Source organism: Mesorhizobium sp. WSM4836, assembly GCF_055811815.1.
On the sequence record NZ_JBVVQF010000007.1, the window covers coordinates 24623 to 39597 of the forward strand.

The 14975-nt window shown below is 61.4% G+C and carries 12 protein-coding genes and 1 tRNA gene; 5 read left to right on the plus strand and 8 right to left on the minus strand.

Features of this window, described 5'->3' with window-relative positions:
- Nucleotides 1-40: 40 nt before the first annotated feature.
- The 4 genes from glpX to AC0L2P_RS10805 form a co-directional block, all read right to left on the minus strand.
- Nucleotides 41-1024, minus strand: coding sequence for a class II fructose-bisphosphatase (gene glpX / locus AC0L2P_RS10790; protein WP_473501209.1), 984 nt, complete (start codon nucleotides 1022-1024; stop codon nucleotides 41-43).
- Nucleotides 1025-1222: 198 nt separating this feature from the next.
- Nucleotides 1223-2536: a homoserine dehydrogenase gene (locus AC0L2P_RS10795; RefSeq protein ID WP_473501210.1), complete on the minus strand. Its 1314-nt coding sequence runs from the start codon at nucleotides 2534-2536 to the stop codon at nucleotides 1223-1225.
- 46 nt (nucleotides 2537-2582) lie between these two features.
- Nucleotides 2583-3800, minus strand: coding sequence for an LL-diaminopimelate aminotransferase (locus AC0L2P_RS10800; RefSeq protein ID WP_473501211.1), 1218 nt, complete (start codon nucleotides 3798-3800; stop codon nucleotides 2583-2585).
- Between the two features lie 40 nt (nucleotides 3801-3840).
- Nucleotides 3841-4227 carry a hypothetical protein gene (locus AC0L2P_RS10805; protein WP_473501212.1) on the minus strand — a complete coding sequence of 129 codons (387 nt, stop codon included), beginning with the start codon at nucleotides 4225-4227 and terminating at the stop codon, nucleotides 3841-3843.
- A gap of 97 nt (nucleotides 4228-4324) precedes the next feature.
- On the opposite strand from AC0L2P_RS10805, the gene phaC reads away from it, so the two are divergent.
- The 3 genes from phaC (at nucleotide 4325) to AC0L2P_RS10820 (ending at nucleotide 7849) form a co-directional block, all read left to right on the plus strand.
- On the plus strand, nucleotides 4325-6160 hold the full coding sequence (gene phaC / locus AC0L2P_RS10810) for a class I poly(R)-hydroxyalkanoic acid synthase (RefSeq protein ID WP_473501213.1): 1836 nt from the start codon (nucleotides 4325-4327) through the stop codon (nucleotides 6158-6160).
- 326 nt (nucleotides 6161-6486) lie between these two features.
- Nucleotides 6487-7602, plus strand: coding sequence for a YcbK family protein (locus tag AC0L2P_RS10815; protein ID WP_473501368.1), 1116 nt, complete (start codon nucleotides 6487-6489; stop codon nucleotides 7600-7602).
- A 172-nt stretch (nucleotides 7603-7774) separates the two neighbouring features.
- Nucleotides 7775-7849: transfer RNA gene (locus AC0L2P_RS10820), tRNA-Glu, on the plus strand.
- Between the two features lie 123 nt (nucleotides 7850-7972).
- On the opposite strand, the gene AC0L2P_RS10825 is transcribed toward AC0L2P_RS10820, so the two are convergent.
- Nucleotides 7973-8269 carry a DUF982 domain-containing protein gene (locus tag AC0L2P_RS10825; protein WP_352647801.1) on the minus strand — a complete coding sequence of 99 codons (297 nt, stop codon included), beginning with the start codon at nucleotides 8267-8269 and terminating at the stop codon, nucleotides 7973-7975.
- Between the two features lie 292 nt (nucleotides 8270-8561).
- On the opposite strand from AC0L2P_RS10825, the gene map reads away from it, so the two are divergent.
- Both map and radC read left to right on the plus strand, forming a co-directional pair.
- Nucleotides 8562-9389 carry a type I methionyl aminopeptidase gene (gene map, locus AC0L2P_RS10830; RefSeq protein WP_473501369.1) on the plus strand — a complete coding sequence of 276 codons (828 nt, stop codon included), beginning with the start codon at nucleotides 8562-8564 and terminating at the stop codon, nucleotides 9387-9389.
- 52 nt (nucleotides 9390-9441) lie between these two features.
- Nucleotides 9442-10188 carry a RadC family protein gene (gene radC, locus AC0L2P_RS10835; protein ID WP_473501214.1) on the plus strand — a complete coding sequence of 249 codons (747 nt, stop codon included), beginning with the start codon at nucleotides 9442-9444 and terminating at the stop codon, nucleotides 10186-10188.
- Between the two features lie 87 nt (nucleotides 10189-10275).
- On the opposite strand, the gene AC0L2P_RS10840 is transcribed toward radC, so the two are convergent.
- The 3 genes from AC0L2P_RS10840 to AC0L2P_RS10850 all read right to left on the minus strand — a co-directional run bounded on the left by AC0L2P_RS10840 (nucleotide 10276) and on the right by AC0L2P_RS10850 (nucleotide 14952).
- Nucleotides 10276-12855, minus strand: coding sequence for a bifunctional diguanylate cyclase/phosphodiesterase (locus tag AC0L2P_RS10840; RefSeq protein WP_473501370.1), 2580 nt, complete (start codon nucleotides 12853-12855; stop codon nucleotides 10276-10278).
- A gap of 485 nt (nucleotides 12856-13340) precedes the next feature.
- Nucleotides 13341-14207, minus strand: coding sequence for a class I SAM-dependent methyltransferase (locus AC0L2P_RS10845; protein ID WP_473501215.1), 867 nt, complete (start codon nucleotides 14205-14207; stop codon nucleotides 13341-13343).
- Between the two features lie 238 nt (nucleotides 14208-14445).
- The gene (locus tag AC0L2P_RS10850) at nucleotides 14446-14952 is read right to left on the minus strand and encodes a DUF1993 domain-containing protein (protein WP_473501371.1); all 507 of its coding nucleotides are present in this window, start codon (nucleotides 14950-14952) and stop codon (nucleotides 14446-14448) included.
- Nucleotides 14953-14975 lie beyond the last annotated feature (23 nt).

The following is a 14975-nucleotide window of genomic DNA, read 5'->3' on the forward strand; positions in this document are numbered from 1 at the left end:
TGTCATTGCGCACAATATGCAACGGCTAACTGAGTTGAAATCAAAACTTTTCCAGATCCTGGTGCCTGGCCTTGATCTCGCGCACGGTCCGCGATGACGAGCGCAGCACGATCGTGTGCGTGGTGATGAAATTGCGGCCGAACTTGACGCCGGCCAGCATATTGCCGTCGGTGACGCCGGTCGCGGCAAACAACACGTCGCCGCGTGACATGTCTTGCGTGTGGTAGATCCGTTTGGGGTCGGAGATGCCCATCTTGACGGCGCGCACCAGCTTTTCTGGCGTGTCGAGGATCAACCTGCCCTGCATCTGGCCACCGGTGCAGCGCAAGGCGGCAGCTGCGAGCACGCCTTCCGGCGCGCCTCCGGTGCCGAGATAGATGTCGATGCCGGTCTCGTCCGGGTCGGTGGTGTGGATGACCCCGGCGACATCACCGTCGCCGATCAGGCGGATTGCGGCTCCGGTCGCCCGCACGGCTTCGATTAGCGCGCCATGGCGCGGCCGGTCGAGAATACAGGCGGTGATCTCCGCCACCGGCACGCCCTTGGCCCTGGCCAGGCTGGCGATGTTTTCGGCCGGCGAGGCATCGATGTCGATGATGCCATCGGCATAACCGGGGCCTATCGCGATCTTGTCCATATAGACATCGGGCGCAAACAAAAGGCTGCCTTTTTCGGCAATTGCAATAACGGCCAATGCGTTGGGCAGGTTCTTGGCGCAGATCGTCGTGCCTTCGAGCGGATCGAGCGCGATGTCGACAGCCGGGCCTTTGCCGGTACCGACCTCCTCGCCGATATAGAGCATCGGCGCCTCGTCGCGCTCGCCTTCGCCGATCACCACCGTGCCGTTGATGGCAAGACGGTTGAGCTCCTGCCGCATGGCGTCGACCGCCACCTGGTCGGCCGCCTTCTCGTCGCCGCGCCCGCGCAATCTGGCGGCTGCGACCGCTGCGCGTTCGGTGACGCGCACCAATTCCATGGTCAGTATCCGGTCGAGGCCGGCGACAATGTTCTGGGCCACATTCATCGATGGACAATCCTCGTTGGAACTTTGGTTTTATGCATGTCGTTGTCCCAAAATCGCCGCACACTTTTGGGCGACATGCATTAGCCTCCCGCCAGAGACGCGCTTCTTGTGTCAAAGCCTCGTGACAACAGCAAGACCTGCGCCGGGCCTTTTTGAAAGCGCAGCAATATCAATCGATTGAAGGTAAAAATGAGACTTCTATCCGGCCCGCTCGATGCGGATGACTTGCGGCTTGTCGGTCAGAAGGCTGTCCCTGGTGATGCCGTCGACGGCCTTGCGCACCGCCGCCTCGGTCGTCTCGTGGGTCACCAGGATGACCGTCTTCTGTGCCTCGGTCTCCGGCCCGGCGGCGTGCTGGACGATTGATTCCAGCGAAATGTCGTTGTCGGCCATGCGCTTGGCTATTGCCGCGAAGACGCCGAGGCGGTCGTGCACGGTCAGCCGGATGAAATAACCGCCGGCATGGCTGCGCATCTGCGCCTTCTTGTAAGGCTTCAATTCCTTCGCCGGACGGCCGAAGACCGGGCCATGCTGGAAGCCAGGCCGGCTTTTGGCGATGTCGGCAATGTCGCCGATCACCGCCGACGCGGTGGCGTTGCCGCCGGCGCCAGGGCCGGAAAGCAGCAATTCGCCGAGGATGTCGGTTTCTATCGCGACCGCATTGGTGACGCCGTGCACCTGCGCGATGACCGAGGCGGTCGGCACCATGGTCGGGTGCACGCGCTGCTCGATGCCGCTTTCGGTGCGTTGGGCGACGCCAAGGAGCTTGATCCGGTAGCCGAGATCGCCGGCCGCGCGGATGTCGGCCTGGCTGATGTTGGAGATGCCTTCCATGTAGATATCGTTGGCGGCGATCCTCGTGCCGAAGGCAAGGCTGGTCAGGATCGACAGCTTGTGCGCCGTGTCGTGGCCCTCAATGTCGAAGGTCGGGTCGGCTTCGGCATAGCCCAGTCGTTGCGCATCCCTCAGGCAGGCATCAAAGGACAGGCCCTCGGCTTCCATGCGCGTCAGAATATAGTTGCAGGTACCGTTGAGGATGCCGAAAACGCGGGTCACCGAATTGCCGGCCATCGCCTCGCGCATTGTCTTAATAACCGGAATGCCGCCGGCCACCGCCGCCTCGTAATTGAGCAGCACGCCTTTCTTCTCGGCGATCTCGGCCAATGCCACCCCGTGCTTGGCAAGCAACGCCTTGTTTGCGGTGACGACATGTCGGCCGGCCTCGAGCGCCGCTTTGACGGAGGAGCGTGACGGGCCTTCGTCGCCGCCGATCAGCTCGACGAAGACATCTATCTCGGCGGTCTGCGCCATCTTGACGGCGTCGTCGAACCACCGAGCTGTGCCAAGATCAACGCCGCGGTCGCGTTTGGGATCGCGGGCCGAAACCGCCGACACGACGATGTCGCGCCCGCACTGCCGCGTCAGTTCGGCCGCCTTGTCGCGCAGCACGCGGGCCACCGACGCACCGACGGTGCCGAGGCCGGCAATTCCAACACGCAACGCTTCAGCCATGTCCGGCGACGCCCCTCAACAATTCGGTCGATTGATGTGTAGAAAATCAGCGATGCGCGGCGAGCGGTACGACGTTATTCGGCTGCTTGGCGCTGGATGCGAGGAAGCGCTTGATGTTGCGCGCCGCTTGCCGGATCCGGTGCTCGTTTTCGACCAGCGCGATGCGCACGTGATCGTCGCCATGCTCGCCGAAGCCGACGCCCGGCGCCACCGCGACGTCGGCGTGTTCGATCAGGAGCTTGGAGAATTCGAGCGAGCCCAGGTGCTTGAACGGCTCCGGGATCGGCGCCCACGCGAACATCGAAGCCGCGGGTGCAGGAATGGTCCAGCCGGCGCGGCTGAAAGCGTCGACCATGACATCGCGGCGTTTGCGGTAGACGTCGCGCACTTCGGCGATGTCGGCGCCGTCGCCGTTGAGTGCATGCGCGGCCGCCACCTGGATCGGCGTGAAGGCGCCGTAGTCGAGATAGGATTTCACTCGCGTCAGCGCCGAAATCAGCCGTTCATTGCCGACCGCAAAACCCATTCGCCAGCCCGGCATCGAGAAGGTCTTCGACATCGAGGTGAACTCGACCGCGATATCTATGGCGCCCGGCACCTGCAGCACCGAAGGCGGCGGATTGCCGTCGAAATAGATCTCCGAATAGGCAAGATCCGACAGGATGATGATGTCGTTCTTCCTCGCGAAGGCCACCACCTCCTTGTAGAAATCGAGCGAAGCGACCAGTGCCGTCGGGTTGGACGGATAATTGAGGATCAGCGCCAGCGGCTTCGGTATCGAATGGCGGATGCCGCGCTCCAGCGCCGGGATGAAGCCGTCGTCCGGCTCGACCTGCAGCGAGCGGATGACGCCGCCCGACATGATGAAGCCGAAGGCGTGGATCGGATAGGTCGGGTTGGGGCAAAGGATCACATCGCCGGGGGCGGTGATCGCCTGCGCCATATTGGCGAAGCCCTCCTTCGAGCCGAGCGTCGCCACCACCTGGCTATCCGGATCGAGCTTCACGCCGAAGCGGCGGGCATAGTAATTGGCCTGGGCGCGGCGCAGGCCCGGAATGCCGCGCGACGACGAATAGCGGTGCGTGCGCGGATCGCGCACCACCTCGCAGAGTTTGTCGACGATGGCCTTGGGCGTCGGCAGGTCCGGATTGCCCATGCCAAGGTCGATGATGTCGGCGCCGCGCGAACGGGCGCTGGCCTTCAGCCGGTTGACTTGTTCGAAGACATAGGGCGGAAGCCGGCGGACCTTGTGAAATTCTTCCATGGCAGTTCCAGACAGTGAGGTTGCGGTCGCGCGTATAGGCTTATTTGCAATTAGGGTCGAGAGCGGGGTCGCATTTGCCTTCGATCTGCTTCAGCGCCTCGGCGCCGTGTTTTTTTGCCAGCTGGTCCAGCCCTGCCTGGTCCGCGACCTTGACGCCGCCGCCCTTGGCGGCCTGGCTCTGCTCCTCGGCCTTCAGTTGGGCGAGCTTGGCGTTCTTTTCCTCGTCGGTGAATTGCTCGGCCGCCACCTGCGGCCGGATATTCAGGTTCGGATAGGAACCGGTGTCCTTCGCCCCGACAAGGCCGGTGGCGGGCGCTGCACCTTCCATATTGCTGCTCGTGCAACCGGCCATCGCCAACAGGACGAGCGCCATGCGGCAAAAACGACCAGTGCCGGAAAAAACGTTCTTGCCAATATTAATCGTCATATTGTTTTCCTGGCGGGCGGGTTAGAGCACGTTGGACCCTGTCCGATATCCCATGGTAATATGTCAACAAAACGCTTCGGGAGGAACCCCGCGAACCATGTCCAAAACACCCGATTCGGGCAAAGCGGAAGATGACCAACCTTCGACCGTCGAGCAATATCTGGTGAAGGACCCGGAACGCTTCGCTTTGAACATGGCCCGCATGATCGAGCAGGCCGGCAAGGCCGCCTCGGCATGGGCCGAGCCGCGGGAAAAGGGCGAGGTGCGCGATCACGTCGCCGAGCCGGTCGTCGATATGGTGAAGACGTTCTCCAAGCTCACCGAGTACTGGCTCTCCGACCCGCAACGCGCGATGGAGGCGCAGACGCGGCTGTTTTCCGGCTACATGACCGTCTGGGCCAACGCCGTCCAGCGCATCGGCGCCGGCGCCGAGGACGCCGAGGACGCGGTCAAGCCCGAGCGCGGCGACAAGCGTTTCCAGGACCCGGAATGGGGCCGCAACGCCTTCTTCGATTTCCTCAAACAGGCCTATCTGGTCACCTCGCGCTGGGCGGCCGAACTGGTCGAGCACGCCGACGGCCTGGACGAGCACACCCGCCACAAGGCCGGATTTTATGTCAAGCAGGTGTCCAACGCCATCTCGCCGTCGAATTTCATCCTGACCAATCCGGAATTGTTTCGCGAGACGGTCGCCTCGAACGGCGAAAACCTGGTGCGCGGCATGAAGATGCTGGCCGAGGACATAGCCGCCGGCAAGGGCGACCTGAAGCTGCGCCAGGCCGATTATTCATCCTTCGAGATCGGTAAAAATCTTGCCACCACGCCCGGCAAGGTGGTCGGCCGCAGCGACGTCGCCGAGATCCTGCAATACGAGCCGGCGACCGACACCGTGCTCAAGCGGCCGCTGCTGATCTGCCCGCCGTGGATCAACAAATACTACATCCTCGACCTCAATCCGCAAAAATCCTTTATCCGTTGGGCAGTCGAGCAAGGCCACACCGTCTTCGTCATCTCGTGGATCAATCCGGACGAGCGGCACGGCACCAAGAGCTGGGAGGCCTATATCAGGGAGGGCCTGCAATACGGCCTCGACACCATCCAAAAGGCCACCGGCGAAAAGGACGTCAACGCCATCGGCTACTGCGTCGGCGGCACGCTTCTGGCGGCGGCCTTGGCGCTGATGGCGCAGGAAGGCGACCACCGCATCAAATCCGCCACCTTCTTCACCACCCAGGTCGATTTCACCTATGCCGGCGATCTAAAAGTGTTCGTCGACGAGGAGCAGGTCGCAGCCGTCGAAAAGGCGATGAACGAGAAAGGCTACCTCGACGGCACTAAAATGGCGACTGCCTTCAACATGCTGCGCTCGGGCGACCTGATCTGGCCCTATGTCGTCAACAACTATATGCGCGGCAAGGATCCCCTGCCCTTCGACCTGCTCTACTGGAATGCCGATTCGACCCGCATGGGCGCGGCCAACCATTCCTTCTATTTGCGCAATTGCTATCTCGAGAACAGGCTTTCGCAAGGCATGATGGAACTGGCGGGCCGCACGGTTTCGCTGAAGGACGTTACCATTCCGGTCTACAACCTCGCCTCCAAGGAGGACCACATCGCGCCGGCGCTTTCGGTATTCCTCGGCTCGAAATATTTCGGCGGCGAGGTCGACTACGTCGTGGCCGGCTCCGGCCACATCGCCGGGGTCGTCAATCCTCCGGCGGCCCAGAAATACCACTACTGGACCGGCGGCAAGCCGGTGGGCGACTTCAACGAATGGCTGGCCAAGGCAACCAATCATCCGGGCTCATGGTGGCCGCACTGGCAGCGCTGGATCGAAGCCAAGGACAACACCCGCGTTCTCGCCCGCAAACCGGGCGAGCACACGCAAGTTCTAGGCGAAGCCCCCGGCACCTATGTCAAGGTGCGTGTGTAACCATCTGTAATGTGTGGTGAGTTGACGCGCCGCCAAAAGCGGGCGAAATGGTGCCGTCAACCCTGAGCGCCTTGATTCATCCTCTAGCCGCCAAATTACTTCGAGGCTTGCAGATTTGACACAGGTCTCGTTTCCGGTTCGGGGAACAAGGGTCATTTCGACGAGACGTTTCGGCGCCGCGCCAATGACGAACCGGTCGGATTTCGAGGGGGAATTTTGTTTTGAGATCAGCAGGATCGCGCCTCGCGAAGGGAGAAAGCCGCGCCATTGTGGCGGCGCTTTTCTCGGTGCTCCTGGCGTCCTGCACCTCTGCCGGCGACCCGACCATGTCGGTCGGCATGCCAGGCTATAATACCTCGGCTACCGAAATCAGCACGGCCGCCGGCGCGCCCCAGGCCAGCACGGCTGCATCATCGTCGCAGATGACAACCGCACAAGCGACGATGAATGCCGAGGGCGACGCCAACCTTCCCGAGCAGGTGGCCTATGTACCGATGGCCAAGCCTGGGGCCCAGCCCGATGCCGGCTTCCCGATCGCCGTTCCCACGGCAGGCGAGACAATCGCGGGACACACGCCGCAACCGCTGCAACCGAACGCCCAGACGGCTGAACAGGCCGTGGCACAGAACAGTGCCGATGCATCGAAGCCCAACGCCAAGGCCGCCGCGCCGGCGATGAACAACCCGGTCTATGTGAGCGCCGGCAAGATGCCGGAGCCACAGGCCTACGCACCGAAGAAAAGCTTCCTGGCCTCGCTGTTCAGCGCCACGCCCGCTTCAGCGGCATCGCCGGCCAACAGCAGATCGGGCGGGCAGCCAACCGTCGTGCAGGCCAAGGCGACGCCCGCGGCAAAACCCACCGTCACCCTGGCCTCGGCCGATCCGGCTGAAAACCCGGCGCAGTTGGTGTCGACCGATGATGATACCACCCATTTCACCAGCGATGCGCTGCCCGGCGTGCGCCAGACAGCGCTGTTCGAGATCAAGCGCAAATCCGGCCTCGACGACGAGAGTGACGTCGACCTCAACGAAGACGAAGGTTCGGGCGGCGCCTATCAGGTCGCCTCCGCCGCCGGCCTCGCCCGGCTGGCACCCAACGGCCTGCTGAAACAGACCGAAAGCGTCGATGTCGCCTGCTTGAAGCCGTCGCTGGTTCGCGTGCTGAAGACGATCGAAGGCCACTACGGCCGCAAGATGACGGTCACCTCCGGCTATCGCGATCCGGCCCGCAACCGGCGCGCCAACGGCGCCAAGAATTCGCTGCACATGTATTGCGCCGCCGCCGACATCCAGGTTCCCGGCGTCTCGAAATGGGAACTGGCGGGCTACATCCGCACCATGCCGGGCCGCGGCGGCGTCGGCACCTACTGCCACACTGAATCCGTTCACGTCGATGTCGGCCCCGAGCGCGACTGGAACTGGCGCTGCCGCAGGCGCGGCTAAGGCGAGGTTCTTCCGACACTGCGAATGCCCTCGGCAACGTTGCATCATGCCGCAGAACGCGCCTAGCTGTCGGAAACACGCGGTTTGGAGCCAAAGGAAAAAAGTTGTCGCAGCCGGCGGCAGACGGGTTGCCGGTTTGTCGCGACGTAACTATAAGCGCTCACATCTGAGCGCGCCCATCGTCTAGCGGTCAGGACACCGCCCTTTCACGGCGGTAACAGGGGTTCGATTCCCCTTGGGCGTACCAGAGACCTCAAGCACACTTAGCGCATGCCATCGCTATCGCGACGCGTAACCTTGCCGGACCACCACTCTGATGAGGATGTCGGCAAAGGTTGCCAGACAAATTGAAGATTTTGCCAAAGGCTTTCTACGCCCGCAGTCCCCTCGCCTCGCCGCCGCGCTTGCGTGGAACCATCATGTCCCTGGCCAGCAGCCTGCTCACCCGGCAAAAGGCCATGAAGGCCCGCCATGCGTCCTCGGTCTCGACGATGTCCACGGTGGCACCAAAACAGGCGTTGAACGCGGCCTGATAGGTTGGCCCCTTCCGGCGAACCGGCCACGTTTGCAGGAAATCGAGCGCCTGCTCGACACTATAGATTTCCTCGACCGGCTGGCCGGGCACAGGCGCGATCCGCACCGGCACCTCGAATTGCAGTCTGTCCATCCCATCTCTCCTGAACCGACGCCCCGCGGCAACGCCGTTCGTCGCAGTTGCCGTGGGGGCTTGATGCTTGGGCCGACTTCTCGCCTAGAAATGTGTCGTCACTGCGGAAGCCGAATGAAGGCTGCGGAAGCAGGCCGCTACCGGCACTGAGGGCGCAACATGGCGTGAATATCGCCGGTCCTCGGCCATCGCCGGCAGTTCGTCCTTGAACCTTGGGCTCTCCGGTGCCAAATCTGGGGAGATTTTCTCGCGAGGCTCATCCAGGCCTCCTATCCCTGCAAGACGGATGAAAATGGTCACCTATCTCGACGCCGCCGCGGCCCCGCTCAGAAACACCGGCCAGATCCGTCTTTACGACGAGGAAGGTTTTATCGGCATGCGCAAGGCTTGCGATCTCACCGCGCGCTGCCTCGACGAACTGGTAGCGATTGTGGCGCCCGGCGTCACCACCGAAGCGATCGATCGCTTCGTCTTCGAGTTCGGCATGGACCATGGCGCGCTTCCGGCGACGCTCAACTACCGCGGCTACACGAAATCATCCTGCACCTCGATCAACCACGTCGTCTGTCACGGCATACCCGACAGCAAGCCGTTGAAGGATGGCGACATCGTCAATATCGACGTCACCTATATCCTCGACGGCTGGCATGGCGACTCCTCGCGCATGTATCCGGTGGGCATGATCAAGCGTGCCGCGGAGCGGCTGCTCGAAGTCACGTATGAGTGCCTGATGCGCGGCATCGCGGCGATCAAGCCGGGCGCCCGCACCGGCGCCATCGGCGCCGCCATCCAGACCTACGCCGAAGCCGAGCGTTGCTCGGTGGTGCGCGATTTCTGCGGCCACGGGGTCGGCCGGCTGTTTCACGACGCGCCGAACATCCTGCATTACGGCAGCGCAAGCGAAGGCGTCGAGATGCGTCCGGGCATGATCTTCACGGTCGAGCCGATGATCAATCTCGGCCGGCCGCATGTGAAAGTGCTGTCGGACGGCTGGACCGCGGTGACGCGCGACCGTTCGCTGTCGGCGCAGTACGAGCACACGATCGGCGTCACCGAAACCGGCTGCGAGATCTTCACCCTATCGCCAAAAAACCTCGACCGCGCCGGCCTGCGGGCCTAGTGTCTGGCAGATCGGGCATTACCTTGCCCGGCAAATGCTGGGTGGGGCAGCCATGAACGGTGACAACGACGAGCGGGCCTTCTTTCCCGAAAGGCCGGTGCGATCGCCCGCGAAGGCGGTGGCCGCCGACAAGCCGCATTATCTCGGCCATCGCGACCGCCTGCGCGAGCGCTTCGCCGCCGGTCCCAGCACCCTCCCCGACTACGAACTGCTCGAGCTTCTATTGTTTCGGCTGATCCCGCGCGCCGACACCAAACCTGTCGCCAAGGCATTGCTGGCACGCTTCGGTACATTGGCCGAGGTCCTCGGCGCGCCCGTCGAGCGCCTGCAAGAGGTGAAGGGCATCGGCCCGGCGGTGGCGCTCGATCTCAAGGTTGTTGCGGCAACGGCGCAGCGCATGGCGCGCGGCGAGATCGCCGGCCGCGAGCTGTTGTCGACCTGGACGCAGGTTCTCGAATACTGCCGGTCTGTGATGGCCTTCGAGGAGCGCGAGCAGTTCCGCATCCTGTTCCTCGACAAGAAAAACGCGCTGATCGCCGACGAAGTGCAGCAGGTCGGCACCGTCGACCACACGCCGGTCTATCCGCGTGAGGTGGTCAGGCGCGCCTTGGAGCTCTCCGCCACGGCGATCATTCTGGCGCATAATCATCCGTCGGGAGATCCGACACCGTCGCGCGCCGACATCGAGATGACCAAACTGATCATCGAGACGGCCAAACCGCTTGGCATTGCCGTTCACGACCACATCATCATCGGTAGGAAAGGCCACTCCAGCATGAAGGGCCTGCTGCTGATTTGAGGTTGGTCGTTTTCAGCTCTGTCAGCTGCGCGCGTATGTACCGCAACGCTCAAGGCGGGTCGGCTCGATAAACTCTGGCGCCAAGGCTCAGCTGGCCGTGCGCAGGCCTCGCGATCGGACAAAGGTCTTAAGTCCCTCGGAATCGAACGCGTGGCCGAAGGCATAACCCTGCAATATGTCGCAGCCCAAGCCCTTGAGTAGCCGTGCATGCTGCATCGTCTCGACGCCTTCCGCCACGACCTCGATACCCAGCGACTTGCCGATTTCAATGATCGACGAGACAACCTGCCTTCTCTGCGGCGATTTGACGATTGGGGTGACCAGCTGCCGATCTATCTTCAGCCGGCGAGGCTGCAACTTCAGCAAACTGACCATCGAAGCGTAACCGGTACCAAAATCGTCTATTTCGACGTCAATCCCCAGTTCTTTTATCTGCTCGATGTTCCAGGTGACAAGGTCGTCGTTCTCGTCCAGGAAAATCGACTCAACAAGCTCGAACGAAACAGTTCCTTTCTTGATATTTTGTCCTCGCAGGCTCTTGATGAGCTCCTCGTCTTGAAGACGCCTTGCCGAGACATTGACCGACACCCGCGGAATGTTAAGTTTTTCAGCGGACCACTCGTCGAAATCCGAAAGCGATTGCTTCAATATGGCTTGATCGATGATCGAGACGACGTTCAGTTCTTCTGCAATCCTCAGGAAGATGTCGGGCGCCAAAATACCCTTTACTGGATGTCGCCACCTCGCCAGCGCCTCAACCCCAACGATTTCGAGCGTCTTTGCGTCAAATTGGGGCTGGTAGAACGGAATGAATTCGTTGCGCTCGAGGCCGCCGAGAATTTCGTCGGCAATCCGTTTTGTATCGACGATTTCGCTTTGCATCGCGCCGGTGAAGAATTCGTATCGATTGCGCCCACGCCTCTTTGCTCGGTAAAGCGCAATATCGGCGTTCACGAGCAGGTGTTTGGCTTCGACATCTTTTCCGTTGTCGACAGCGATTCCCACGCTGACGCCAAAACGGCACCGATGGCCCTGATAATAGACGGGTTCGCGCATCTGGCTGATGACCCGATCGGCAAGCAGCGCCAGTTGCTTGGTGTCGTCGCGTACCACGCACAGAACGATGAATTCGTCTCCTCCGATGCGGGCGACGAATCCCTCGTCGCCGACCTTCGATCTGAGGACTGTCGACGCGTGAACCAACATCGCGTCACCAGCGGCGTGGCCCAGCGTATCGTTGATGTGCTTGAACCGATCCAGATCGATGTGAAGCAATGCCACATGCCCGCCTGAGCGCCTGGCGTTTGCCGCATAATCTTCCAGTACCTGGTCGAGGTAACGCCGGTTGGGCAAGCCGGTCAGCGAGTCATGAAGCGCGATGTGCTCTATGCGCGCCTTGGCCGACTCGAGTTCTGCATTTTTCGACTCGGACAGCTGTTTTGCGCGAACCAGATCCTTGTTCAGCAGGACGTCGGCAGTCACGTCCCATTCCGCGCCGATCATTTTTGGGGTGTCGTTTGAGACCCGGTAAAGGATCGCCTTGGACCGGACATGACGGACCTCCCCATTCGGGCGCACAATCCGGTACTCCGATAAATATGGTCGTCCGCTGGCCACCGCCCTATCGAAATCTGCGTTGGCGCCAGCCAGATCGTCTGGATGGATCGCTCCCGCCCAGTCTGTGTAGCCCCGGTGCTCCCCCGCTCGTCTGCCATATATTTCATTGACGCGATCATCCCACGTAAGCTCGTTGGTCGCCAGATCGTGTTCCCAAACCCCAATAGCCGAAGCTTCCAGAGCGAGTTCAAGGCGTCGTGACAATCGGCGCAATTCCGCATAATTGCGCTGTCTTTCGCCTATCAGACGACCAGTGACCAGGAAGGGAAACACAACCAAAGCCCCGGCCGTCGCCATGATCGCGCGCAACAACCATGCGTTACTTGGCGTCGAAGGCCAGCCATTTTTGGGAATGGCCGCGATCTGCCACGAACCGGACGGGAGCAAAACGTCGGCCGTCACCGGATCGCTTTTGCCGATCCGCTCATTGCCGTAAAACTGGTCTCCATTTTGACCGAGAGCGTCCCTGCCGATCAGCGCTATGTCGATCCCGAGATCGTCGTCAAGCAGCCCGCTCGCCCGATAAAGACGCTGCACGTCAACAACGGCGGAAACGATGCCCCAGAATCTTTCCGTGTTGCCCGCGCTCCGCACAAAAACCGGAAAGCGGCCGACAAAGCCTTGTCCTCCCTGCTTCAGGTCGACGGGACCGGCAAGCACCAGCTTGCGTTCGTCTCGCGCCCTTAGCGCAGCCGCACGCTGCCGTTCGTTCTTGCGGTAGTCCAGGCCCATCGCCTGCTCGTTACCCGCCATCGGGTACATCAGGGAGACGACCAGATCGGGTGCGCCGGCAATATTGTTCAATTGCGAGTCGGCGCCAAACAGATTGCTTGCCAGCGAGGCGAAGCGTTGCTGTCCCATATAGGGCTCGGTCACGACAGCGGCGACCAGTCCACGCACGAGTTGAAGGTTTCCGTTGATATTGCCTTCGAGCTTGGCGCGGATGAGATTGACCTTGGTCAGCACGTCCGCACGGACAGCCTGGTCCGAGACGACTTTGTTCTGGTGCTCCGCGAACGCAGCGCTAATAAGTATGACGACAAGCGCGATCGCCGCCGGAATATTTGCCGACGAAAAGACGACCTCCTTGATGCCGCCGAACCTAGCGCGGAAAAAAGCCAACAGGCGATTCCTCAAGTGCCATTTCAGGTTCCCGGGTCGACCCGATGAGGAAACATTAGCTTTCAATGTTTAATTTGACCTTCACGCTCCTTAGAGTTTTTGTACTTTCCAGCGTTGCTGATGTTGCAGGCCACGGGCGGTTGGAGCCAGCTGCCGATTTCCGCTGACATCATCACTGATTGCGATGCGCCGGCGCCGGCGATCCAGCGTCTGTTGACCATTTCGCGAGGAGATCTGATGGGAGCGGAAACCGGCGGCCGGCGGCCGTTTCCTTGCTCATTGCCGTTCGTCTGTGGAACCGGACCGACAAGAAAGGCCAGCTGGACCAGGCTTTGCTCGAAAGGTCAGGGCGCACGAGCGCCATTGCACACTTCGACGCTCCGACCCGAGCGTGTCAGAGCGTTGGCCTTGGACTAATGGCCTTCAATCGACTTAGCAGACACAAGGTATGGTATCTTACCGACGCTGCGCTTCGTCGCGCCAATGGAATAAGCCATCGGTATCTTGGGAGAGTTCTCGGGCAGGCCGTACATATCCTTGCCGGCCCGCACTGCAAATGAAAAGTGCCGCCACGAAACCGTGTCATGCTCATTGAGAAAATCGAGCGTCAGACCCGCTGAAATTAGCGCATTCACCACATCACTGATCGGGTGGATCCACTCATAATAACGAGGATGCTTCAAGATGCGGTCATCGCCGGTGTAGGTCAGTTCCTCGTTCCAGGCCAGCGGCCGAGCTATCGGCGTTCGCCAGTCGTGCTTCAATTCCAGGGCCGCGGCCTTTCGATCGCACTGAAACATCAATGGATGGCCCTCGGCCATGTAGAGCCGGCCGCCGGGTCGCAGGAGATCGGCAACCACCCGCGCCCAACGGAACACGTCGTCCAGCCAGTTTACCGAACCCCAGGTAACGTAAGCGATGTCAAAGGTCCGACCGAGCGCTTCCACCGCCTCGAACAGCGGCGCTTCCACGAAGCGCACGTCGGTGCCTGCCTTCGCAGCAAAATCCCGCGCCGCCGCGATCGCCGTCGGGGAAAAGTCGAGGCCGGTCACGCTGCCTGCGCCGAGATTCTTCAGGCTGATCGTGTCAAGACCGATGTGACATTGCAGGTGGACGATGTCCTTGCCGGCAATATCGCCGACCTCGCGCGTTTCCAGCTCATAGAGATTGGATCCGCCGGCCAGCACATTCTCGATGTGGTAGCTGCCCGTTGTGTCGGTCGAGTGCAGTTCGGCCCGATCATCCCAATTAAGGCGGTTCGCACCCAGAAACGGTTCCAAATTCCCCCCAGCCCTGACTGACGCATGGTAAACAAGTCGTTAACATACCTTTGCAGCGAAAGCATCGCGCGTCAATCCGGACCCGGGCGGCGGTGTGCCGCCGGTCGCAAACGCCATAGCTTCTGAAAACGCTTGCTGCAGATCAAAGGCTTCTAATGCCGCCGCCGCGCTCGGCGGCAAGACCCTGCAGGCGCACCGGGAGATATCTCGCCGCGGCGGGATATCTCCCGAGCGGATCTCAACGCGATCCGAGGAAAATCGACTTCCCCAATGGCACGCCGTTGTGGCGAAGGATGTCGTAGGCAGTGGTCAGGTGGAAATAGAAATTGGGCATGGCGGCGTGCAGCAGATACTGCATTCCCGGCATCGAAACCTCGCGTCCCGCAAGCCGCAGTTCGACCATCCTGTCATCTGAACCATCGAATTCGGCCGCCGAAAATGTCGCGAGATGAGCCAATGTCTTGGTGACGCGGGCCTGCAGATCAGCGAAGCTCGCCTCATTATCCTCGTATTTTGGCACCTCACGCCCGGCAAGCCGCGACGGCGCGCCCTTGGCGTGATCGGTGGCAATCTCTACCTGCCTGGTCAGCGCAAACATGTCCGGCGCCAGCCTCGCCGTCAGATACACCTGCGGATCGATCTTGCGATCAGCCGCATTTTGCTCGGCAATCTTCAGCACATTGGCTAGTGCGTTCAACCTCGCCGAAAATACCGGCACGGATGCTTCATACATTGATATGGTCACAAGAAATCTCCACGCGGCCCGAC